Source organism: Dietzia maris, from assembly GCF_036287335.1.
GTDB classification, from domain to species: Bacteria; Actinomycetota; Actinomycetes; order Mycobacteriales; family Mycobacteriaceae; genus Dietzia; species Dietzia cinnamea.
Map to the genome: position 1 here is coordinate 2,128,498 of NZ_CP143053.1, position 22,203 is coordinate 2,150,700.

The following is a 22,203-nucleotide window of genomic DNA, read 5'->3' on the forward strand; positions in this document are numbered from 1 at the left end:
GGATACAACAGATTCTAGCGCGTCCGGCCCGACTCGGACGTCGTAGCAGACCGACCGTCCGCACCACGCACCCCGCCGACCGCGCCGCCGTCCGCCCCGACGGGCGCGCCGTCACCGACGGCGGTCTCCCCGAGCCGCGCCCGCAACCTGTCGATCTCCAGCGCGGCCTGCTCCAGGGTCCAGTCGACCTCGGCCATCGTGTACCCGCGCGCGGACACCCCGAGGCGTACCGCCCGGATATCATCCCCGGACAGCGGGCCCTGCGGCAGGCGGGTGACGGTGTGGCCCGCCTCCACTGCGGGCAGCAACTCCGAACGCCCGAACACCAGCAGCGACAGCGCGAACAGGCCCGAGGCCACGATCAGCGTCACGACCACGTAGACGACGATGGTGAGCATCGCGCTCCCCTCCTGTAGTGACGACCGCCGCGCCCAGTCTCCCACACGGGTCAGGCCAGACCGCGTACAGTCCGCGCAGGTCGGCGGGTGCCCACGATCGACGCGACCATCTCCAGGGCGCGCAGCGTGCCCGGCACGTCGTGCGTGCGGAACACCCGTGCGCCGAGGTAGGCGGCGACCGACGTGGCCGCCAGCGTGCCCTCCGCGCGGTCGTCCACCCCGGCGTCCAGGGTCTCGCCGATGAAGTCCTTGTTGCTCAGGGCCATGAGCACCGGGTATCCCACCGCCACGATCTCGTCCATCCGCCTGAGCAGTTCGAGCCCGTGGAAGGTGTTCTTGCCGAAATCGTGGGTCGGGTCGATGAGGACGCCGTCGGCCGGCACCCCCGCGGCCAGCGCCCGCTCGGCCGCGGACGTGAGCTCCTCGACGACGTCACGGACCACGTCGGCGTACCCCACCCGGAACGGGCGCGTCCGCGGCACCGCGCCTCCGGTGTGCGAGCACACGAAGCCCGCGCCGGCCTCCCCGGCCGCGGTGAGCACCCCGGGGTCGTGGCCCGCCCACGTGTCGTTGACCACGTCCGCCCCGGCCGCGAGCGCGCGCCGCGCCACCTCACCGCGCCATGTGTCCACCGAGATGAGCACGTCCGGGTGCCGCCCGCGCACCGCCTCGACGAACGGTACGACCCGGCGGGTCTCCTCGTCGACGTCGACGAGGTCCCCCGGCCCGGCCTTGACGCCGCCGATGTCGAGGACGTCGGCCCCCGCCGCCACGACCTCGTCGACGCGGCGCATCGCCGCGGGATCGGTGAACGTCGCGCCGCGGTCGTAGAACGAGTCGGGGGTGCGGTTGACGATCGCCATGACCAGGGGGCGGTCCACCGGCACCGGCCGACCGCACAGAGTGGGTGCCACGACCGGCCGGGGAGCGGGGCCCGGCTGGGTGGCGGGCTGGTTGGCGGGCTGGGTGGCGGGCGAGTCGCCGGGCGTGGTCACCTGCGCCCTCCACAGGCGTCGAGGGCAGCGTCGAGATCGTCGCGCACCACCAGGCGGTCCAGCGCCGCCGGCTTGACCAGCCCGGCCTCCGCCAGCCCGTCGACCCAGTCGAGGAGCGGGCGGTAGAACCCGATGGGGTCGTAGAGCACGACCGGCTTGTGGTGGAACCCCAGCGAGGCCGAGGTCCACATCTCGAACATCTCCTCCATGGTCCCGATCCCCCCGGGCAACGTGAGGAACGCGTCCGAGCGCTCCTCCATCTCCCGCTTGCGTTCACGCATGGTGGTGACGACGACGAGCTCGTCGGCCGCCGTGTCGGCGACCTCCCGCACCCGCAGCCCCTCGGGGATCACCCCGACCGTCCGGGCGCCGCCCCCGCGGGCCGCCTCGGCCAGCGCGCCCATCATGGAGACGTTGCCACCGCCCGAGACCAGCGACCAGCCCCGGCGGGCGATCGCGTCGCCCACCTCGGTCGCGATCTCGAGCAGGCGCGGGTCGTAGGTCGAGGACGCGCAGTAGACGCACACCCGACGGTTCGGGACCGGCGCCATCAGCGCTCGACCCCGCGGTGCTCCTCGCCGATGAGGTCCTCCCGCTGCTCGGACGTCAGTGCGGCGCGGTGGTGCGCCTCGCGGATGAACTCCACCGCCTCGGGCACCGAGTCGGTCACGAGGAACAGCTCGAGGTCGGACGCCGAGATCATGCCCTGTTCGGCCAGCGTGCCGCGGATCCAGTCCACGAGAGGGGACCAGAAGTCCACGCCCAACAACACGATCGGAAACCGGGTGATCTTGTCCGTCTGGACCAGGGTGATGGCCTCGAAGAACTCGTCGAGGGTGCCGAATCCGCCCGGCGTACACACGAACGCCTGCGTGTACTTGACGAACATCGTCTTGCGGATGAAGAAGTACCGGAAGTGCAGACCGAGGTCGACCCACCGGTTCATGCCCTGCTCGTGGGGGAGCTCGATACCCAGTCCGACCGACTGACCGTCGGCCTCCCACGCGCCCTTGTTGGCCGCCTCCATCTGGCCCGGGCCGCCGCCGGTCACCACCGCGTAGCCCGCCTCGGACAATGCGCGGCCCAGTTCCACCGCCTGCTCGTAGGCGGGGTCACCGGGCCGGGTGCGGGCCGAACCGAACACGCTGACCGCGTCCCTCAACTCCGCCAGGGCGCCGAAGCCGTTGACGAACTCGCTCTGGATGCGCAGGACCCGCCACGGGTCGGTGTGCAGCCAGTCGGTGTCCTGGTTCTTGTCCAACAGTCGCTGGTCTGTGGTCGTGCGCTCGCCGTCCTTCTCTCGACGGACGAGGACGGGTCCACGCATGTGGACCGGGTCGTTGGGGGCCATGGGCCGTGTCTCCTTCTGTGCTCTGGTGAGTCGGGCGGCGGCGCGGGACCCTGGCTCGGGCGGGGCCCGGCGCCGTCTCAGCCCGGGGTGGTGAGGTAGTCGCGCAGAGTCCGGGTCACCTCGGTGATCTGGACGGCGGGACAGTGCTCATCGCGCTTGTGCGCCAGTCCGGGGTCGCCGGGTCCGAGGTTGACCGCGGGGATCCCCAGTGCGGCGAACCGGGACACGTCGGTCCAGCCGTACTTGGCGCGGACCCGCCCGCCGGCCGCGCGGACGAGGTCCGCCGCCGCGGGGGCGCTCAGCCCGGGCAGCGCGCCCGGGGACAGGTCGGTCAACTCCCAGTACAGCCCCGGTTCGGTCGGCGGGACCTCGCCGGTCTCCACCCGGGGGAGCCCGGCGAGTCCGAGGGCGTCGAGCGCGTGCGCGAGGGCGGCGTCCGTGTCCCGGTCCGGGGCCGAACGGAAGTTGACGTCGAGCCACGCCTCGTCCGGCACGGTGTTGCCGGCGACTCCCGCCGACATCCGCACCGCCTGCAACCCCTCGCGATAGACGCAGCCGTCGATGTCCACCGACCGGGCCTCGTAGGCCGCGAGCGCCCCGAGCACCGGCGCGAGGCGGTGCACCGCGTTGTCGCCGAGCCAGCTGCGCGCCGAGTGTGCGCGCACACCGCGGGCGTGGACCCGGATCCGCAGGGTCCCCTGACACCCGGCCTCGATCAGTCCGCCGGTGGGCTCACCGAGGATCGCGACGTCACCGACCAGCCAGTCGCGGTGGCTGCGCTCCAGGTGACCGAGGCCGTTGGCCGTCGCCTCGATCTCCTCGCAGTCGTAGAGCACGAGGGTGAGGTCGTGGACCAGGTCCTCGCTGTCCGCCAGGAGAGCGAAGAGGTGGAGGAACACCGCGTCCCCGGATTTCATGTCGACCGTCCCGCAGCCGTGCAGGATCTGCTCGTCGGCCTCGCTGGTGACCCGGCAGGGGACGTTGTCGGCGAGCGGCACCGTGTCGAGGTGCCCGGCCAGCACGGCCCGGCCCGGCAGCCCGCGTCGGGTCCGGGCGAGGACCCGGTTGCCGTCGCGGATCACCTCCGTCCGCCCCGCGGCCGGGCCGGTGAAGGCCGCGACGGTCGACTCGAGCGCGGCGTGTACGGCCGTGGCGATCGCGTCCTCCTGCCGCGAGGGGCTGGGGATGTCGACCAGGGCACGGGTGAGGTCGACCGGGTCGGCGGTCAGATCGAGGGCGGCGGTCACGGTCTCCACCCTAGTTGCCCTGGCCCGGTGTGCGACTCGACCGTGACCGGTGTGCGTCCGGGCGGACCGCTAGCATCGGGGCCATGAGTGCACATGGAGCCGTGGCCACCGGAATCGCCACCCTGACGTCCGACCACACCGTCCTCGACGTGTGGTACCCCGAACCGGAGCTGGGCGCCGCCTCCTCGAGCGGTCACGCCGTCCTGTCCGGCGACGAGGTGCCCGCCGAGCTCGCGTCCCTGACCGGGCCGGACGAGGACCGCGGGGTCGAGCGGGTGGCCGTGCGGGTCGAGATCTCCGACCTCACCGAACCACCGGCAGACGCCTACGACGCCTACCTACGCCTCCACCTGATCAGCCATCGCCTCATCCGACCGCACTTCGCGAACATGGACGGCCTGTTCGGAAAGCTCACCAACGTCGTGTGGACGAACTTCGGCCCCTGCGCCGTCCCGGGCTTCGAGTCGGTCCGGGCCAGGCTCCGCGCCCGCGGCCCGGTGACCGTGTACGGAGTGGACAAGTTCCCGCGCATGGTGGACTACGTGGTCCCGTCGGGCGTTCGGATCGCCGACGCCGATCGCGTCCGCCTCGGCGCGCACCTGGCCGAGGGCACCACCGTCATGCACGAGGGCTTCGTCAACTTCAACGCCGGGACGTTGGGCGCGTCGATGGTCGAGGGCCGCATCTCCGCGGGCGTCGTCGTCGGAGCGGACTCCGACGTGGGCGGCGGGGCCTCCATCATGGGCACCCTTTCCGGGGGCGGCAAGGAGACCATCTCGATCGGCGAGCGCTGCCTCCTCGGCGCCAACTCGGGCGTCGGCATCTCGCTCGGTGACGACTGCGTGGTCGAGGCCGGTCTCTACGTCACCGCCGGCACCAAGGTAGACGTCCGCGCCGGGGCCTGGGCGGAGCGCGAGCCGGTCAAGGCCGGTCAGCTGTCCGGGATGGACAACCTGCTGTTCCGCCGCAACTCCGTCTCCGGTGCGGTCGAGGCCGTTCCGTGGAAGCGCGAGGGCGTCGAGCTCAACGCGGATCTGCACGCCAACGACTAGAGACGCGTCCCGCAACGACAAGACGGCTCCGCACACCCCACTCGGGCGATGTGTGCGGAGCCGTCTTCTCGATGTGCTGTGCAGGACGCGGGGGCCCGGGCCGGGCGGTCAGGCCAGCCGGCGCACGGCCTCGTCGACAGTCGCGTCTGTGGCGGTGAGTGCGATGCGCACGTGCCGCGCACCGGCGGGGCCGTAGAATTCGCCCGGCGCCACGAGCACGCCGCGCTCAGCGAACCAGTCCACCGTGTCCCGGCAGCGCTCGTCGCGGGTCGCCCACAGGTAGAGCCCGGCCTCGGAGTGGTCGATCCGGAAGCCCGCGGCCTCCACCGCCGGCCGCAGACGCGCCCGGCGGGCCCGGTACCGCTCGCGCTGTTCGTCCTCGTGGGTGTCGTCTGTCAGGGCGACCGCCATCGCGGACTGCACCGGCAGCGGCATCATCAGCCCGGAGTGCTTGCGCACCGCGAGCAGCTCCGCCACCAGGGCGGGGTCGCCGGCGACGAACCCGGCCCGGTAGGACGCCAGGTTGGAGGTCTTGGACAGCGAGTGCAGCGCCAGCAGCCCGGTGTGGTCGCCGTCGCACACGCGCGGGTCGAGGATCGAGGGGGCCTCCCCCTCCCACACCAGGCCGAGGTAGCACTCGTCGGAGGCGACGATCACACCGCGGTCGCGTGCCCAGCCCACGACCTTGCGCAGATGGTCCACGCCGAGGACCTTGCCGCTCGGGTTGGACGGCGAGTTGAGGTACAGGAGCGTCGGCGACGACGGTCCGAGTTGCGTGAGCGAGTCCGCGCGCACGACCGTGGCCCCGGTGAGCAGGGCCCCCACCTCGTAGGTCGGGTAGGCGACCTCCGGCACGACGACCGTGTGGCCCGGGCCCAGGCCGAGTTGTGAGGGAAGCCCGGCGATGAGCTCCTTGGTGCCGATCGCGGGCAGGACGGCGTCGGTCGTCAGGCCGGTGACGCCGTAGCGCCGTGCGAGGGCGCCCACGGCGGCCTGCCGCAGTGCGGGTGTGCCGACGGTCGTGGGATAACCGGGTTCGGCCGCGTCGACGGCGAGCGCCTCGCGGATGACCGGGGCGACCGGGTCGACGGGAGTGCCGACCGTGAGGTCGACGAGCCCGTCGGGGTGAGCCGCCGCGCGGGAGCGCGCCTCGGCGAGGGTGTCCCAGGGGAACACCGGGAGCGCACGCCCGGGCGGTCGACGCTCCGGGCGCGACACCACCGGGTTCACTCCTGGTTCATGGGCGGGAGTGCCTTGATGAACGGCACGTCGTAGTCGACCTTGCCGACCTTGGCCGCCCCGCCCGGCGAACCCAGCTCGACAAAGAAGTCGGCGTTCGCGGCGTTGTACTCGGTCCACTCGTCCGGGACGTCGTCCTCGTAGAAGATGGCCTCCACGGGACAGACCGGCTCACACGCGCCGCAGTCGACACACTCGTCGGGGTGGATGTACAGCATCCGTCCCCCCTCGTAGATGCAGTCGACCGGACACTCCTCGACGCAGGACTTGTCCATCACGTCGACGCACGGCTCTGCGATCGTGTAGGTCACGTCAGCCACCTTCCTCGTAGCGGTATGGCCAGCATCGTATGCCACGACACACTCCGATGCCGAAGCCGCCCCACGCGCGGTTCCGGCTATGTGACGACCGCCACGTGAACGGGGCGCGGCGCGGGCCCGTACAGGGTGTCACGCCGGCGGGCCGGGCGACCGATCCCGGTGGCGATCTCCTCGATCTCCGCCGGCGACTTGGCCGAGCCGTTCTCCGCCCCCGCCATCCGCGAGATGGTCTCCTCCATGAGGGTGCCGCCCAGGTCGTCGGCGCCCGACCGCAGCATCGTCCGCGTGCCCGCCACGCCGAGCTTGACCCAGCTGGTCTGCACGTGGTCGATGGCCCCGTGCAGCATGATCCGCGCCAACGCGTGCACCGCCACGTTCTCCTCGCGCGTCGGCCCGGGACGGGCGGCCCCGGCGAGGTACAACGGGGCGCTGCGGTGCACGAAGGGCAGCGGCACGAACTCCGTGAACCCGCCGGTGCGTTCCTGGATCCCACGCAGGGTCCGCAGGTGCGCCACCCAGTGGCGGGGCGTGTCGACGTGGCCGTACATCATGGTCGAGCTCGAGCGCAGGCCCACCTCGTGAGCGGTGGTGACGATGTCGATCCACTCGGCGGCGGGCAGCTTGCCCTTGGTGAGGACCCAGCGGACCTCGTCGTCGAGGATCTCCGCGGCGGTGCCCGGGATGGTGTCGAGACCGGCGGCCCGCAGCTCGGTGAGCCATTCGCGTACGCCGACCCCGGAGCGCGACGCGCCGTTGGAGATCTCCATGGGGCTGAAGGCGTGGACGTGCATCGACGGCACCCGCTCCTTGACCGCGCGCACGAGGTCGGCGTAGCCGGACACGGGCAGGTCCGGGTCGATCCCACCCTGCATGCACACCTCGGACGCCCCGGTGACGTACGCCTCGTACGCCCGGTCGGCGACCTCGGCGGCGGACAACGAGAACGCGTCGGCATCACCCTTGCGCTGGGCGAACGCGCAGAACCGGCAGCCGGTGTAGCAGATATTGGAGAAGTTGATGTTCCGGTTGACCACGTAGGTGACGGTGTCCCCCACCACGTCGGCGCGGATCCGGTCGGCGAGCCCCGCGACGGCCGCCAGGCCGTCCCCGGTGGCGGTGGCCAGCGCGAGGTACTGCTCATCGGTGAGGCCGGCGGGGTCCGCCTCGGCGGCGCGCAGCGCGGCCACGACCTCGGCGTCGGCCCGCTCGGGGACCAGCGCCGCGGCCCCGAGCTCCGCCGCGCGGGCCCGGATGACGTCCCAGTTGCCGAAGGCCTCGCCGATGTCCGACCGGGTGTCCGTATTGCGGCCCTCGGAGTCGATCGCCGTGTGCAGATCGGTCCGTCCGCTCGAGTCCCAGTCGTCGTCGGGCTCCTGCCAGGGCCGTCCCTGCGGCTGCACCACCTCGTCGTCGTCGCCCGACACGGCCAACCCGCTGGCCGGGTCGGCCAGGGCGCGGACGTGGCCCGCCACCCGCGGGTCGATCCAGGCGTCTCCCCCGCCCACGTAGCGCGGATGGGCGGTGAGGCGCTCGGTGAGCGTCCACCCGCGCGCGGCGAGGTCCGCGGTGAGCTCGTCCAGGTGCGGCCACGGCCGCTCGGGGTTGACGTGGTCAGGGGTCAGGGGCGAAATGCCCCCCAGGTCGTCCACCCCGGCGTCCACCAGCGCCAGCACGTCACCCCGGTCGACGAGGTTGGGCGGTGCCTGCACGGCCACGCGCGGCCCCAGCACGAGTCGCGCCACGGCGATCGCGGCGAGGAACTCGTCCCGGTCGGCGTCGTCGGCCGAGCGCATCGCGGTGTCGGGCTTGGCGCGGAAGTTCTGGACGATCACCTCCTGCAGGTGGCCGAACTCGCGCGCGAGCCCGGCCAGCGTCAGCAGGCTCTCGGCGCGCTCGGTGCGGTTCTCCCCGATCCCCACGAGGATCCCCGTGGTGAACGGCACCGCGAGGCGGCCGGCATCGGTGAGGGTCCGCAGCCGCACGGCCGGGTCCTTGTCGGGGCTGCCGTGGTGGGCGGCGCCCGGGGTGGTGAACAGGCGGGTCGCCGTGGTCTCGAGCATCATGCCCATCGACGGCGCGACGGGCTTGAGCCGCGACAGCTCCGCCCAGCTCATGACGCCGGGGTTGAGGTGCGGCAGCAGGCCGGTCTCCTCGAGCACGCGGATCGCCATGGCGCGCACGTAGTCCAGCGTGGAGGAGAAGCCGCGCGATTCGAGCCACTCGCGCGCCTCGGGCCACCGCTCCTCGGGCCGGTCCCCCAGGGTGAACAGCGCCTCCTTGCAACCGGCCTCCGCGCCGCGGCGGCACAGCTCCACGACCTCATCGGGGTCGAGGAACATGCCCTGTCCGGCCGCGCGGAGCTTGCCCGGCACGGTGACGAACGTGCAGTAGTGACACCGGTCCCGGCACAGGCGGGTGAGCGGGACGAAGACCTTGCGCGAGTAGGTCACCACGCCGGGGCGTCCCTCGTCGACCAGACGCGCGTCCCGACGCGCGGCGGCCAGGGCCATCAGGCGGTCCAGGTCCCCGCCCCGCGCGGCCAGCAGCACCGCGGCCTCGGTCACGTCGAGCGTGAGGCCGTCGGCGGCGCGGCGCAGGGCGCGGCGCATGGCCGACGGCGTGGGCTGGGGATCGGCGGGCGGCACGGCGGGATCCATACCCGCGATGATGCCCCACCGCGGCGGCGGCGAGAGCGGAGCGGTGCTCCAACGGTGGTCACGGGCTTACCGGCGCCAGGCTGGCGTTACTGTTGTCGCCATGCCCGATCACGCAGTGCCCCTCCGCACGAACGGGGACCCCCTGGTCTCCTCCGCGGCGCCCGGCCAGGGGGGCGCCCACGCTCTCCGCGAGCCCCGTCCGGCCGACGACGGCGGCTCCCCCGACGTCGTTCCGGACGCCGGTGACGCCCTGCTCACCTCCAACCGGGTGCTGGTGACCGCGCCGCGGCACCGTATCGAGAAGCGGACCGCGTTGCTGTTCGTGATCGAGGGGATCTGGTCGTGGGCCGTCCTCGCGGGCCTGCAGGTCGCCTGGTTCTACTGGGGTGACAACGTCATGGGCTTCTGGAACTGGGTCGCCCTGGGCGTGACGGTGCCGTTGGCGTTCATGGGCATCGTCGTGGCGCCGTGGTGGCGCTACCTGGTCGCCCGGTGGGACGTGTCGGACACGGCGGTGTGCTCGCGCCAGGGGTGGTGGACCACCCAGTTCCGCATCGCCCCGTTGGCGCGACTGCAGAGCGTGTACACCACGCGGACGCTGTTCGAGCGCTGGTTCGGCCTCGCGACGGTCAACGCTACCACCGCCTCCGCGCAGGGGACGGTGCAGATCCGCGGCCTGAACCTCGCGGACGCCGAGGCGTTGGCGCAGCACCTCATCGCGATCGCCAACCTGGACGCGGGGGACGGGACGTGACCGCGCCCGGCGCGGGGGGACGACCTGACGGCGACGACGACGAGGGCCGCTCCCCCGTCGACACCGCCACCGCCCCGGAGGCGGGACCGGCGGAGGAGGTCCTGGCGGCCGACGAACCCGCGGCGGCGGAGAAGGTCGACCCGGAGGCGCCGTGGGAGCGCCTGTCGTGGCGGATGCTGCTCGTCTATCCGCTCGGGATGCTCACCCGCCTCCTGCCGCTGTTCCTCGTCTCCCTCTGGCTGGGTTCCAACCGGAGCAACTACTGGTTCGAGATCGTCATCGTCTCGATGGTGATCCTCGGTGGCGTGCTGCGGTGGCTCTCGACCAGCTACCAGGTCGGCCGCACGCACATCATCCTGCGCAAGGGCTTCTTCAGCCGCCAGGTCGTCACGGTGGCCCGGCAGCGGATCCGCAGCGTGGACACCGAGTCCGACCTGTTCCACCGGGTCCTGAGGGTCTCGATCGTGGAGGTGGGCACGGGCCGCGCGGACTCGGGTAAGTCGGACGCCGAGCGGTTCCGCCTCGACGCGATCGACACGGCGCTCGTGGAGCCGCTGCGCGACGAGCTGCTCAAGCACCGGCGGGCGCTGGATCCCTCCCTCTCCGAGGAGGACGAGGTCCAGTGGGGGTCGAAGTACGGCGAGGACATCGCGCAGTGGAAGGTCACGTGGGCCCGGTTCGCCCCGTTCTCCTTCATCGGGTTCGGCGTCCTGTTCTCCCTGTGGCTCATCACGTGGCAGATGGGCGACATGCACGACCGGATCATGGACCTCGCGGTGGTCGAGGGCACCATCGCCTGGCTGGACTCGCTGGGGCAGCCGTGGGCGTTCGTGGGCAAGGGCGTCGCCATCTGGGCGGTCGCCGGGGTGCTGGCGGTCATCACCTACGCGATCCGCTACGGCAAGTACGCGCTCACCGACCACGGCCAGCTGCTCTACGTGCAGAACGGTGTCCTGCGCCGTAAGCACCAGGCGCTGGACAAGGCCCGCCTGCGCGGCGTGGAGATGCGCCTGCCGGTGTACCTGCGGATGCTCGGGGGCGGCCGCCTCGAGCCGATCATGACGGGCACCAAGAAGGGTGCCACGGCGTCCACGCTGCTGCCGCAGGCACCGATCAAGGACGTGCGCCGCGTGGCGATCCGCATCCTCGGGGACCCGACGCCGGTGACCGTCCCGCTGCGTCGTCACCCGTGGAAGGCGGCGCGGCGTCGCATCACGCGCGGCCTGCTGCCCTTCTGGATCGTCGCGGGATTGATCGTGCTCGTGCGGATCGACTCCGGCCCGTCCGCCGACATCTGGGTGGAGTGGGGAATCCCGGCCGCGCTCGTGCTCTTCCTGCTGCTCGCGGCGGACCGCATCCGCATGCTCGGGCACGCACTCCTGCCGGGGATGCTCGTCACCTCGCACGGGTCGTGGACCGCCAAGCGGACAATCCTCGAGGCCGACGGGATCATCGGATGGACCGTCACCCAGTCGGTCTTCCAGCGTTCGGCGGGCGTGGCGACGGTGGCGGCGGCGACCCCGGCCGGCAACGGCGTCTACTCCGTGATGGACATCGATGCCGACGAGGCGTGGGCGCTGGCCGAGGCGCTGACGCCGGGCATCACCGACGTCTGGCACCACGACGCCGACCCGGGCGGCCGCGTGTCACCGTCGTTGGGGGTCCGGCGCGGGTGAGACCCGCAGGGTGGCCACCCACAGCGGGATGAGGCCGCCGAAGACCAGCAGCGCCAGACCGCGCAGGCCGACGGGCACCGGCATGTCGCCGCCCGGGCCCAGTTCGAGTGCGACGAGCGTGAGGATCCACACCAGGGCGGGGAACGCCGCGACGATCCTCCGGTCCGACCACGTCGAGGCGACGCGCACCAGGAACAGCGACCAGGCGCCCGCCGCCAGCACGCTGACGGGCATCGGCACGGGGCCCAGGTACATCGTCAGCCATGCCGAGGCCAGCACGCAGCTGGCCGCCGCGCCGATCGCCAGCAGCACCAGGGCGACCCCGAACTCGACCGCCGAGGCGGGCCGGGCCGGGCGGACCGGGTCGGTAACCGTGGGCACGGCGGCCGCACCGGCCGCACCGGCCGCGGCGGTCACGACGCGTCCCCGCGGAGGCCGTCGAACAGACGGGCCGAGCCGGGCTGGCATGTGACGTAGGGCCCGTCGTCGCCGGACCGGTCGTGGGCGATGTACCACTCCACCTGCGGGACGGGCTGCAGGACGCCGTTGGTCAGGGCGAGGAACCACGGCTCCCCCTCGGGCCCGGGCACGAGCTCGAGCTGGGTGGCGTGCCCGGTGAGGGCCTCCAGCTTGGCGGCGTAGTCCGCGTCGTCCAGCGGGACGCGGTGGGTGAGGCGCGAGTCCGGCACGGAGGGCAGTTCCTCCGGTTCGGCGTGACGGAGGTGGGCGGGCGGCTCGGGGTGCGTGCGGTCGAGCTCGGAGCGCGCGGTGACGGTCCACGCCACCCGGTCGGGCCGGTGGGCGGACTCCTCGATCGCGGCGTGCACCACCTCGTGGGCGCGGATGTGGTCCGGGTGTCCGTACCCGCCACGGGGGTCGTAGGTCACGACGAGGTGGGGCCGGACGTCGTCGAGGACCGCCACCATCTCGGCGACGGCCTCGTCACCGGACCGGACGAACGCGCGCGGATGGTGGGCCGACGGCGTGCCGGACATCCCCGAGTCCCGCCAACGGCCGGCCCCGCCGAGGAATCGGGTCCGGTCCACGCCGAGGGCGCGCAGCGCGATCCCGAGTTCTCCGATCCGGTACCCGCCCAGCTGGTCGGCGCGGTCGGCGACGAGCCCGGACAACGCATCTCCGAGGACCTCCCCCTCCTCGCCGAGGGTGCAGGTGATCACGCGGACCTCGGCGCCGGCCGCGACCAGCGCGGCGATCGTGCCACCGGTGGTGATCGCCTCGTCGTCGGGATGAGCGTGCACGAACAGGGCGCGCAGCCCGTCCGCGGCCGGGGTCGCGGGCGTCGGGGTCATCCGGTCCTCCTCCAGGTGCGTGCGGTGTCGAAGACGTCGGTGACCGGACGCGTGGCCTGTGCCCCGCCGTCGGGATCGGTGCCTGACCCGCTCACGTCGACCCCGTCGGTGGCCAGCAGCAGGGTGGGGCGCACGAGCGGCACACGCAGCGCCAGGTCGGCGACGCGTTCTCCCGCGGCGACCAGATCGGGTGTGGCCGTCGGTGCCGATGCGTCCCCGCCGGACACGCCCAACGCGCGGTCGAGCACGGGATCGCAGATCCCGGAGACGTCGGAGGCGCGGGCGGTGGCGTCCCGGCCGATCGTCCGGGGCGGGGAGGTCGGGGCGGTACTGGTCGCGCCGGCGCTCACGGTCGTGTCGGTGGTGCGGCGCTGGCGGCTCCGGCCGGTGTCCGGCTCGGGCGGGGACAGGCTCGGCACGGTCGTGCGGGGCCGGGCCGGTGTCGTGGTCGCCTCCTCCGACGTGGCCGAGCCGGACGTGGACGCGGACGCGGACGCCCCCGATCCCGGTCGGGGAGCGGCCGGGGCGCAGGCGAAGCGGGAGACGGCGGCGAGCTCCGGCTGCCCGTCGGTGCTCTGCCAGCCGACGACGGCGTCGACCAGACCGTGCGGCAACGCGTCGGCGTACAGAGCCGTCGACCCGAGTTCCCACACCCGGGCGCCGATCCCGGCGCCGCGCAGCTGGTCGGCGACGGAGTACGCGGCGGTCACGGCGCGGTCGTCGGTGGCCTCGACGCCGAGCGTGAGGGAGAGCGGGACCTCGTCGCGCTGCCAGCGCGGACCGGTCAGGGCGAAACCGGCTCCCGTCAGCGCGCGTTCGGTCAGCGCGGGATCGGCGGTCGTGGTCACGGCGGACCCGGCCGGGAAAGGATGGGATGTCACCTCGGGCCGCGCCTCCCCCGTGACGACCCGCCCGATCACCTGCGGGTCGAGAGCGGCGGCGACGGCGCGACGGACCGCGGGCTCGGACACGGTCGGGGCGACGGTGTTGAACGCCAGCTCCAGCTGGGCGGTGCCGGCCAACGGCGTGCCCGTCACCCCGGGGACGGTCTCGGAGACGTCCCTGGCCACCGGCGTCGCGGAGACCAGGGCCATCGACCCCGGACCGTCACGCAGGGCCGCCCCGAGCTGGCCGGGGCCGGTGGCGCGGCGGACGACGATCTGCTCGATCTCCGGGGCCCCGGCCCAGTAGCGGTCGTTGCGGACGAACTCGATCTCGCCACGGCCGATGTCGGCCGCACGGATCATGAACGGCCCCGCGCTCATCACCGGCAGCGCCTCCATCGAGCCCTGGAAACCGTCGGGGGCACCCTTGAGGATGTGCGCGGGCAGCATGTGCTGGAAGAGTGACCGCCAGTGCGCGGGTACGGACTCGAAGACGACGTCGACGACCTTGCCGCCGGCGCCGGAGCGCACGTCGACGATCTGCTCGTAACCGGCGGGGTCGACTACGCCGGGCTGACCGGTCATCTGCCGCCACAGGTACTCGAAGTCCTCGGCCGCCACCGGGACGCCGTCGGACCACTGGGCCTGCTGATCGATGGTGTAGCGGATGGTCTCTGGGGCGTCCGGCAGCGGTGCCGCGGACAGCAGCAGGTCGCGGTTGAGGACGGGCTCGCCGTCGACGCCGGGGACGAACGCGCTGGGGAGCAGCAGCGAGGCGACGAGGTCGGTGTCCGCACCCTGGTCGGCGAGGAGGTGTGGGTTGAACCCCGCCTCGACACGGTCGAGCGCGAGGAGGATGCCGCCGTCCGTGAGACTGACGGCCGTGCCGTCGGTGCGGTCGTCGCCCACGACCGTTGGGGGTGGGGGGTCGGCGACGCAGCCGGAGGCGACGACGAGGGCGAGCGCGGCGCCCAGTACGGCGGATGCCCGCCGGCGCGCGTACACCCCCGTCGTCCTCACGGCCTCACCTGCGTCAGCTGACGGACTGCTGCTCGCGGGACTTGGCCTTGCTGCGGGCCTTGGCGCGCTCGGTCGCGGTGAGCGCGACCTTGCGCACGCGGATCGCGTCGGGGCCGACCTCGACGCACTCGTCGCCGGCGCAGAACTCCATGGCCTCCTCGAGCGAGAGGTTGCGGTGCTTCTGCAGCGTCTCGGTGGCGTCGGAGGTGGCCGAGCGCATGTTGGTGAGCTTCTTCTCCTTGGTGATGTTGACGTCCATGTCCTCGGAGCGCGGGTTCTCCCCCACGACGACGCCCTCGTACACCTCGGAGCCGGGCTCGATGAAGAAGTCGCCGCGATCGGCCAGGCCGAGCAGCGCGAACGCGGTGGCCTTGCCCGCGCGGTCGGCCACGAGGGAGCCGGTGTGCCGCGAACGGATCTCCCCGACCCACGGCTCGTAGCCGGCGGACACGGAGTTGGCGATGCCGGAGCCGCGCGTCTCGGTCATGAAGGTCGTGCGGAAGCCGATCAGGCCGCGGGCCGGGACGAGGAACTCCATCCGGACCCACCCGGTGCCGTGGTTGCTCATCTGCTCCATGCGACCCTTGCGTGCGGCCATGAGCTGGGTGACCGCGCCGAGGTACTCCTCGGGCACGTCGATGGTCATGTGCTCCATCGGCTCGTGGACCTTGCCGTCGATGCGCTTGGTGACCACCTGGGGCTTACCCACGGTGAGCTCGAAGCCCTCCCGGCGCATCGTCTCGACCAGGATGGACAGCGCCATCTCACCGCGGCCCTGCACCTCCCAGTCGTCGGGACGCTCGGTGTCGAGCACCTTGAGGGAGACGTTGCCCACGAGCTCCTGGTCGAGGCGCGCCTTGACCATCCGTGCGGTGAGCTTGGTGCCGCCGTTGCGTCCGGCGAGCGGGGACGTGTTGACGCCGATGGTCATGGAGATCGCGGGCTCGTCCACGGTGATGGCGGGCAGCGCGACCGGGTTCTCCGGGTCCGCGAGGGTGTCGCCGATCATGATGTCGCTGATACCGGCCACCGCGACGATGTCGCCGGCCACGGCTTCCTCGGTGGGGACGCGCTCGACGCCCTCGGTCGCGAGGAGCTCGGAGATCCGGACCGACTTGGTCTCCGTCTCGTCGTTCGGCAGATGGTGGATCCACGCGACCTGCTGCCCTTTGCGGAGGCGGCCGTTGTGGATGCGGACCAGGCCGATGCGGCCGAGGAAGTTGGACGCGTCGAGGTTCGTCACGTGCGCCTGCAGCGGGGCGTCGGCGTCGCCACGGGGGGCGGGGATGACGTCGTAGAGGAGCGAGAAGAAATCGTCGAGGTTCTCGGCGTCCGGCTCCTGGCCGTTGGCCGGCTGGGTCGTGGAGGCCTTGCCGGCGCGACCGGAGGCGAACACGACGGGGAGTTCGAGGGCGCGCTCGGCGGCGGCCTGGGCATCGGGGTCCTCGAGGTCCGAGGCGAGGTCCAGCAGGAGGTCCTGGGCCTCCTCCACCACCTCGTCGATGCGGGCGTCCGGGCGGTCGGTCTTGTTGACCACGATGATCACCGGCAGCGACGCGGCGAGCGCCTTACGCAGGACGAAACGGGTCTGGGGCAGCGGACCCTCGGACGAGTCGATGAGCAGCACGACGCCGTCGACCATCGACAGGCCGCGCTCGACCTCACCGCCGAAGTCGGCGTGGCCGGGGGTGTCGATGATGTTGAGGACGAGATCGGCACCGCCGGAACCCGCGCCCGGGCGGCGGACTGCGGTGTTCTTCGCGAGGATCGTGATGCCCTTCTCGCGCTCCAGGTCCCCCGAGTCCATCACGCGGTCCACGAGCTCGGCGCGTTCGTCGAATGCGCCCGACTGGCGCAGCATCGCGTCGACGAGGGTCGTCTTGCCGTGGTCGACGTGCGCGACGATCGCGACGTTACGGAACTCGGTCTGGGCCATACGCTGGGTTCTCCCTCGGAGGCTTTCGGCGCCGAGGCGGCTGGGGTCGCCGCCGGGGCGCGTGGCGCGGGAATCGGCGGGGTCTCCCGCGTGATCCACAAGCGCGTCCGGTCGAGCGCGCGTTGCGTGACCACTTTACCCGTTGATCGGCGCGGCGCCGCTATCCCGACCTCCGCCGGTGCCGTCCGTGCGCGCGCGATGTTATTTACATCACGCACAACATCTGTAACATCAGACCCAGCAAGCTCGCCAATCCGGCTCCGCGTGTCCCCGATACGGGGGCACTGTGAGAACATCGAGCGGTCGCCCGGTCGGCCGCCGACCGGTCCGCCCGCCCCTGCCGAAGAATGGACTCGCCAGTGACCCGCCACTCGCTCAGGACCTCGCTTCAGACCCTCGGCCTCGGAGCCGCCGCCGCCGTCGTGCTGGGGCTAGCCGCCCCCGCCACCGCCGGCGCCCAGTCGCTCGACGAGCTCGGGCGCCCGACCGAGCCCGTCCTCCAGGCGATCGAGGACCTCGCCGCGCAGCAGTGGATCCCCGAGGAGACCCGCGGCACCATCGCCCGTCTCGTCGGTTTCTTCCGCGGCACCGGCGAACCCGGCACGCCGCTGCCGGAAAACGGGCCGGTCCTCGCGCAGTTCGCCTACCCGACCATCATGCAGCATTGCATCGGCGGGGAGCAGACCGCCGTGGGCGCCGCGACCGCGGTGCCCGGCCCCGCCGACCTCCCGCTGCCCGGCATAGCGCCCGGTCATCTCGGTTTCATCTTCACCGCGCTGGGCACCGAAGGGGTCGCCGCCCAGCAGGCCCAGCCCATGACCGTCGACTGGTTCAACATCAACAACGGCCGTCGCGGCACGACCGTCCTGGGATACAACGGCCTCAACGAGGGCGGCCCGGCCACCATCAACGGGGTCGCAGACACCGGCCCCGGGCAGGTGCTCATGCTCCTGCAGGGCGGGGTCACCACAAACCTCGAGAACGGCGGGACCTCCAACTGCGTCGCCTTCCCCACTGTGGGGACCGCGCACGTCAGGTGATCACTGCGCACGACCTCAGGGAGGCCCGATTCGCCCTCGCCGGTGACGGGTCTCTCGTCGTCCTCTCCGGCGCCGGGATGAGCGCCGAGAGCGATGTGCCCACGTTCCGTGACGCGCAGACCGGACTGTGGGAACGCTACGACCCCGCCGCGCTGGCCACCTCGGAGGCGTGGGCGCGCGACCGCGACACGGTGTGGGCCTGGTACCGCTGGCGGGAGAACCTGATCTCCCACGCCCAGCCGAACGCCGGCCATCTCGCGGTGGCCCGCGCCGCGGAGCGCCGCGACGTCATCGTCGTCACTCAGAACGTCGACGACCTGCACGAACGCGCAGGCTCCCCGGTCGTGCACCACGTGCACGGCAGCCTCTTCTCGCACCGGTGCGACACCTGCGGAACGCCGATGGACGTGGGCCCGCCACCCGTGGCGGCCGTCGGCCGTCTCGCACCCCCGCACTGCATCGCCTGCGGCGGCCGGGCCAGACCTGGGATCGTGTGGTTCGGGGAGATGCTCCCCCCGGGCCCCTGGGAGGAGTCGGTAGCCGCGATCGACAGGGCTGCCGCGGTCCTCGTCGTCGGCACCTCCGGGCTGGTCCACCCTGCGGCCTCGCTCCCCGACCTCGCCGCCGAGGCCGGCATACCCGTCGTGGAGGTCAATCCCGGCCCCTCAGGCCTGGCGCCCGCGGTGACCGTCCACGTCCGGGCCACCGCCGGCGAAGCCGTGCCCGAGATCCTCTCCTGACCCGCTGGAGATGGCGTGGACAGGCCCCGTCGGCCGGACTAGCATTCCCGGACGCGGGGTCGTGTTCCCGTGCCGTCGCTCTTCCGACCCGGGAGTGCTCTGATCGGAGGTCACCTGAAGTGTCCGACTCATCCACGAGAACGCCGTCCACGACGTCCGTCGTCGCCGCCGAGGTCCTCGGCACCTTCTGGCTCGTCCTGGGAGGCTGCGGCAGCGCGGTGTTCGCCGCCAAGCAGATCGCCTCGGTCGATGACACCAGCTTCCAGGTGGGCATCGGCTACCTCGGCGTCTCCCTGGCCTTCGGCCTCACCGTCCTCACCGGCGCCTACGCACTCGGCCATATCTCCGGCGGGCACTTCAACCCGGCCGTCACGGTCGGTGCCTGCACGGCTGGACGCCTGCCGTGGGCCAAGGCGCCGCTGTACATCGTGAGCCAGGTCGTGGGCGGCCTCGTCGCCGGCGCCGTGATCTTCCTCGTCGCCAGCGGGAAGGACGGCTGGTCCGCGGCCGGCAACATGGCGGCGAACGGCTACGGGGCGAACTCCCCCGACGGCTACGGCCTCCTCTCGGCACTTGTCATCGAGATCGTGCTCACCGCGGTGTTCGTGTGGGTGATCCTCGGCGCCACCGACCACCGCGCCCCCGCCGGGTTCGCCCCCGCCGCGATCGGCCTCACGCTGACGCTGATCCACCTCATCTCGATCCCCGTCACCAACACCTCGGTGAACCCGGCCCGCTCCACCGCCGTCGCGTTCTTCCACGGTGACGGAGCGCCCGGCCAGCTCTGGCTGTTCTGGGTGGCGCCGATCATCGGCGCCCTGATCGCCGGCGCGCTCTACGGCCCGCTCTTCGGCGAGAAGGTCGGGGCCGCGGTCACCGCGCGAAGCAACGCCTGACCCCCACACACACAAGCGTCGGCCCCGTGGGATCGAATCCCACGGGGCCTTTTCGCTTATCGGTCGCCTGCGCCTAGCGACGCGGGTCGTCGCGGTCGCTCCGGCCGAGGAGCTTGTCCACGATGCCGGGTTTCTCGTCCGGATGGCCCGTGCGGTCGGGGTGGGCCGCCCGGTCGGCGCCACGGCCGTCGTGGCCCGGGCCTTCACGATCGTCGGCCATCGCGTGTCGTCCACCGCCGGTCGCCCCGGCGTCCCGACGCACACCGCCGCCCGCCGTCGCGTCGTGGCCGGCGAGATCGGTGCGGTCGTGGTCCAGACCACCGCGGGCCTGGGTGTCACGGTCCATGCCCTGCCGGGCATAGTCCTGCTGTGTGCTTCCCGATTTCTCGGGGCCGTGCTGGGCCCGGCCCTGCTGTGCGTAGTCCTGACGTGTATCACCGTGGCGGAGATCGTCACCGCCGACCTGGCGGTCCGTCCACCCGGCGTCCTGGTGGCGATCATCGGCACGGTTGGACGCGACCCCGGCGGCGCCCGGACTGACTACTGCGCCACCGGCGCCACCGCCGCGACCGCGGTCGTCGACGCCACGATCATCCAGGGCCCGGTCGTCGCGGCCACGGTCGCCGAGGCCCCGTCCGTCATCGCGGTGGCGGTCGTCGTGGCGGCTACCACCGACCACGTCGTCAGCTCGGTTCTTGGGGTCCAGCTGGTCGGCCCGGTTCTCCATCGAACGAACATCGCGTCGCTGATCGTCGAGGGTGGACCGGTGGTCGTTCGCTTCGGCACGCAGACGATCGGCCTCGGCGGCCTTCGCCTTGGCCTCTTGCTCGGCCGCGCCCGCGCGATGCTCGTGCTCCTCGACGACCGAGCGCTTCTGCTCCAGCTGCGCCTCCCGCTCGCGTGCGTCCCGCCGGAGCTCGGCCGCCTCGGCGAGCTTCTTTTTGTTCCTGCTCTTGACTGCTACCGCGACGAGCACGACGATCAGGATCACCGCGATGACCGCGATGATGATCCAGATGACGGGATCCATGGGTGCCTCCGTAGTTGGGGTCACTGACGTCCGGACCGTAACTCCGGTCACAACGCGGCGCCACCGGATCACTCACGTGCCGCCGCCCCGGCTCCGGCGCCGGAGCCGGGCCAACGCCCACCATGCGTACCCGATGGCGGAGAAGATCACGAGCAGTGCCACCAGGACCATGATCGGCGCGGAGATCGCCACCAGACTCAGACCGAGCGCCGACACGTCCTCGACCGAGGACGGGACGGGCGCGGCGGCACCTGCGGGCCCCGTGTTGGCGACGGTGCGGGCGGCGGCGGACAGCCCCATCCCGGTCAGGATGACGTTCATCGGCTCATTGTTCCGCGCCGCGACTTCTCGGTGACTAATGCACGGTACGGGGCAGCAGGCCCGCCTCCCTGGCCTCGCGGCTCAACCGCTCGCGGTGGTCCGGGTGCGCGACGTCGATGAGCGCGGCGGCTCGCTGGGATACGGACTTGCCGCGCAGCGACGCGATCCCGTACTCGGTCACCACGTTCTCGATGATGTTCTTGTGGGTGGTGACCGGGCTGCCCGGCGTGAGGGAGAGGGTGATGCGGCTGATCCCCTTGGAGGTCTGGGAGGGGGTGACGATGAAGCCGTGCCCTCCCGGCGAGAAGGTGCAGCCCCGGGCGAAATCCGCCTGCCCGCCCGCGCCCGACCAGTACCGGCCGGCGATCGTCTCGGAGGCGGCCTGCCCGTAGAGATCGACTTCGCTCGTCGCGTTGACCGAGTAGAGGTTGTGCTCCTGCCCGATTACCCGCGGGTCGTTGACGATGTCCACCGGCAGCATCGCCACCGATGGGTTGTTGTGCAGCCAGTCCATCAGCTTCTGGGAGCCGACAGCGAAGGTCGTGACGTGCTTGTAGGGGCGGCCGGTCTTCCTGGAACCGTCGATCACGCCTGCGTTGACGAGGTCCATGACGCCATCGGAGAGCGCCTCGGTGTGGATGCCGAGGTTCTTGTGACCGGTCAGCCGTGAGAGGAACGCGTTGGGCAACTTCCCCACGCCGAGCTGCAGGCACGCGCCGTCGGGGACGCGCTCGGCGATCCGGTCGGCGATCGCGTTCTCGATCTCGCCGGGCACCGATGGCTCGGTGGTGATCAGCGGTACGTCATTGCGGGTCACCCCCACGACCTGCGAGATGTGGATGTGGTTGCGGCCGAAGGTCCGCGGCATGTTGGCGTTGACCTCGACGAAAAACGGCACCTGCCCGATGAACGAGGCCACGTAGTCGGCGTTGGTGCCCATCGAGAAGAAGCCGTGTTCGTCGATCTCCGACACGGTGGTGATCGCCAGACCGGGGGGACTGAACTCGCGCAGAGTGGCCGGGATCTTGGCGAAGTCCACAGGAATGAGGTCGCAGTGGCCCTCGTGGAAGTTCTTCCGCGAACCGGGCCCCAGGAAGTAGTCGACGTGGCGCAGCCGACCGGGATACGCCCCCTCCATGAAGGGCAGCGACTCCCACGGGTCCATGTGGTGCACCGTGACGTCCGTCAATCCGTCCGCCCCGGCGTCCAGGGCCCGCAGGAGCGCCGGGGGCGCGGCGTTCTGTATCGGCGAGATGACGTGCATCCCCGGCGTCACGTGGTCGAGGACCGCCTCCGCGGGCAGCTCCTCGTACTCGACCGTCCTCATCGCGGGCACC

The 22,203-nt window shown here is 72.1% G+C and carries 21 protein-coding genes; 6 read left to right on the forward strand and 15 right to left on the reverse strand.

The annotated features are described in order from the left end of the window. Nucleotides 1-14 precede the first annotated feature (14 nt). The 5 genes from VYL96_RS09785 to dapE form a co-directional block, all read right to left on the reverse strand. Nucleotides 15-398 carry a DivIVA domain-containing protein gene (locus tag VYL96_RS09785; RefSeq protein ID WP_061227639.1) on the reverse strand — a complete coding sequence of 128 codons (384 nt, stop codon included), beginning with the start codon at nucleotides 396-398 and terminating at the stop codon, nucleotides 15-17. A 50-nt stretch (nucleotides 399-448) separates the two neighbouring features. Then, entirely contained in the window at nucleotides 449-1,261 is an 813-nt protein-coding gene (folP, locus tag VYL96_RS09790; RefSeq protein ID WP_165928459.1) for a dihydropteroate synthase, read from the reverse strand. A gap of 128 nt (nucleotides 1,262-1,389) precedes the next feature. Further along, on the reverse strand, nucleotides 1,390-1,944 hold the full coding sequence (locus tag VYL96_RS09795; protein ID WP_061227638.1) for an LOG family protein: 555 nt from the start codon (nucleotides 1,942-1,944) through the stop codon (nucleotides 1,390-1,392). Beyond that, nucleotides 1,944-2,744: an LOG family protein gene (locus VYL96_RS09800; RefSeq protein WP_061227637.1), complete on the reverse strand. Its 801-nt coding sequence runs from the start codon at nucleotides 2,742-2,744 to the stop codon at nucleotides 1,944-1,946. The genes VYL96_RS09795 and VYL96_RS09800 overlap by 1 nt, the downstream gene beginning before the upstream one ends. 77 nt (nucleotides 2,745-2,821) lie before the next feature. Then, the gene (dapE, locus tag VYL96_RS09805; RefSeq protein ID WP_061227683.1) at nucleotides 2,822-3,991 is read right to left on the reverse strand and encodes a succinyl-diaminopimelate desuccinylase; all 1,170 of its coding nucleotides are present in this window, start codon (nucleotides 3,989-3,991) and stop codon (nucleotides 2,822-2,824) included. A gap of 83 nt (nucleotides 3,992-4,074) precedes the next feature. Between dapE and dapD the strand changes: the two genes are divergently transcribed. Next, nucleotides 4,075-5,043, forward strand: a complete 969-nt coding sequence (dapD, locus tag VYL96_RS09810; RefSeq protein WP_061227636.1) for a 2,3,4,5-tetrahydropyridine-2,6-dicarboxylate N-succinyltransferase — start codon at nucleotides 4,075-4,077, stop codon at nucleotides 5,041-5,043. A gap of 108 nt (nucleotides 5,044-5,151) precedes the next feature. Here dapD and dapC read toward each other — a convergent pair whose 3' ends face one another. The 3 genes from dapC to VYL96_RS09825 form a co-directional block, all read right to left on the reverse strand. After that, nucleotides 5,152-6,264, reverse strand: coding sequence for a succinyldiaminopimelate transaminase (gene dapC / locus VYL96_RS09815; protein WP_217354149.1), 1,113 nt, complete (start codon nucleotides 6,262-6,264; stop codon nucleotides 5,152-5,154). Between the two features lie 5 nt (nucleotides 6,265-6,269). After that, nucleotides 6,270-6,593, reverse strand: coding sequence for a ferredoxin (gene fdxA / locus VYL96_RS09820; RefSeq protein ID WP_007632557.1), 324 nt, complete (start codon nucleotides 6,591-6,593; stop codon nucleotides 6,270-6,272). An 86-nt stretch (nucleotides 6,594-6,679) separates the two neighbouring features. Next, on the reverse strand, nucleotides 6,680-9,259 hold the full coding sequence (locus VYL96_RS09825) for a bifunctional FO biosynthesis protein CofGH (RefSeq protein ID WP_007632555.1): 2,580 nt from the start codon (nucleotides 9,257-9,259) through the stop codon (nucleotides 6,680-6,682). Nucleotides 9,260-9,359: 100 nt separating this feature from the next. Here VYL96_RS09825 and VYL96_RS09830 point away from each other — a divergent pair, with 100 nt between their 5' ends. Further along, nucleotides 9,360-10,013, forward strand: a complete 654-nt coding sequence (locus VYL96_RS09830; protein WP_043568524.1) for a PH domain-containing protein — start codon at nucleotides 9,360-9,362, stop codon at nucleotides 10,011-10,013. Continuing rightward, nucleotides 10,010-11,689: a PH domain-containing protein gene (locus VYL96_RS09835; RefSeq protein ID WP_061914284.1), complete on the forward strand. Its 1,680-nt coding sequence runs from the start codon at nucleotides 10,010-10,012 to the stop codon at nucleotides 11,687-11,689. The genes VYL96_RS09830 and VYL96_RS09835 overlap by 4 nt, the downstream gene beginning before the upstream one ends. On the opposite strand, the gene VYL96_RS09840 is transcribed toward VYL96_RS09835, so the two are convergent. Genes VYL96_RS09840 through typA form a run of 4 tightly spaced genes read right to left on the reverse strand, consistent with a single transcriptional unit; the run spans nucleotide 11,660 to nucleotide 16,839 of the window. Continuing rightward, nucleotides 11,660-12,106 (reverse strand): hypothetical protein, encoded by a 447-nt coding sequence (locus tag VYL96_RS09840; protein WP_232303014.1) that lies wholly within the window; start codon nucleotides 12,104-12,106, stop codon nucleotides 11,660-11,662. The two genes, VYL96_RS09835 and VYL96_RS09840, sit on opposite strands and share 30 nt — an antisense overlap. Continuing rightward, nucleotides 12,103-12,999 (reverse strand): N-acetyl-1-D-myo-inositol-2-amino-2-deoxy-alpha-D-glucopyranoside deacetylase, encoded by an 897-nt coding sequence (gene mshB, locus VYL96_RS09845; RefSeq protein WP_061227633.1) that lies wholly within the window; start codon nucleotides 12,997-12,999, stop codon nucleotides 12,103-12,105. Before mshB ends, VYL96_RS09840 begins: the two co-directional genes overlap by 4 nt. Continuing rightward, nucleotides 12,996-14,903, reverse strand: a complete 1,908-nt coding sequence (locus tag VYL96_RS09850; RefSeq protein ID WP_232303015.1) for an ABC transporter substrate-binding protein — start codon at nucleotides 14,901-14,903, stop codon at nucleotides 12,996-12,998. The genes mshB and VYL96_RS09850 overlap by 4 nt, the downstream gene beginning before the upstream one ends. A gap of 13 nt (nucleotides 14,904-14,916) precedes the next feature. After that, nucleotides 14,917-16,839, reverse strand: coding sequence for a translational GTPase TypA (gene typA / locus VYL96_RS09855; RefSeq protein WP_061227631.1), 1,923 nt, complete (start codon nucleotides 16,837-16,839; stop codon nucleotides 14,917-14,919). Between the two features lie 359 nt (nucleotides 16,840-17,198). Between typA and VYL96_RS09860 the strand changes: the two genes are divergently transcribed. The 3 genes from VYL96_RS09860 (at nucleotide 17,199) to aqpZ (ending at nucleotide 19,515) form a co-directional block, all read left to right on the forward strand. Then, complete coding sequence (locus VYL96_RS09860) at nucleotides 17,199-17,879, forward strand: Rv1157c family protein (protein ID WP_007632545.1); 681 nt, start codon at nucleotides 17,199-17,201, stop codon at nucleotides 17,877-17,879. Continuing rightward, nucleotides 17,876-18,619: an SIR2 family NAD-dependent protein deacylase gene (locus VYL96_RS09865; RefSeq protein ID WP_007632538.1), complete on the forward strand. Its 744-nt coding sequence runs from the start codon at nucleotides 17,876-17,878 to the stop codon at nucleotides 18,617-18,619. Before VYL96_RS09860 ends, VYL96_RS09865 begins: the two co-directional genes overlap by 4 nt. A 119-nt stretch (nucleotides 18,620-18,738) precedes the next feature. After that, on the forward strand, nucleotides 18,739-19,515 hold the full coding sequence (gene aqpZ, locus VYL96_RS09870) for an aquaporin Z (RefSeq protein WP_061227630.1): 777 nt from the start codon (nucleotides 18,739-18,741) through the stop codon (nucleotides 19,513-19,515). Between the two features lie 73 nt (nucleotides 19,516-19,588). Here the strand turns inward: aqpZ and VYL96_RS09875 are convergent, their stop codons facing one another. The 3 genes from VYL96_RS09875 to VYL96_RS09885 all read right to left on the reverse strand — a co-directional run bounded on the left by VYL96_RS09875 (nucleotide 19,589) and on the right by VYL96_RS09885 (nucleotide 22,193). Beyond that, on the reverse strand, nucleotides 19,589-20,545 hold the full coding sequence (locus VYL96_RS09875) for a hypothetical protein (protein WP_061227629.1): 957 nt from the start codon (nucleotides 20,543-20,545) through the stop codon (nucleotides 19,589-19,591). Nucleotides 20,546-20,617: 72 nt separating this feature from the next. Continuing rightward, nucleotides 20,618-20,866 (reverse strand): DUF4126 family protein, encoded by a 249-nt coding sequence (locus VYL96_RS09880; protein ID WP_007632531.1) that lies wholly within the window; start codon nucleotides 20,864-20,866, stop codon nucleotides 20,618-20,620. A 34-nt stretch (nucleotides 20,867-20,900) separates the two neighbouring features. After that, complete coding sequence (locus VYL96_RS09885) at nucleotides 20,901-22,193, reverse strand: acetyl-CoA hydrolase/transferase family protein (RefSeq protein ID WP_007632529.1); 1,293 nt, start codon at nucleotides 22,191-22,193, stop codon at nucleotides 20,901-20,903. Between the last annotated feature and the right edge of the window lie 10 nt (nucleotides 22,194-22,203).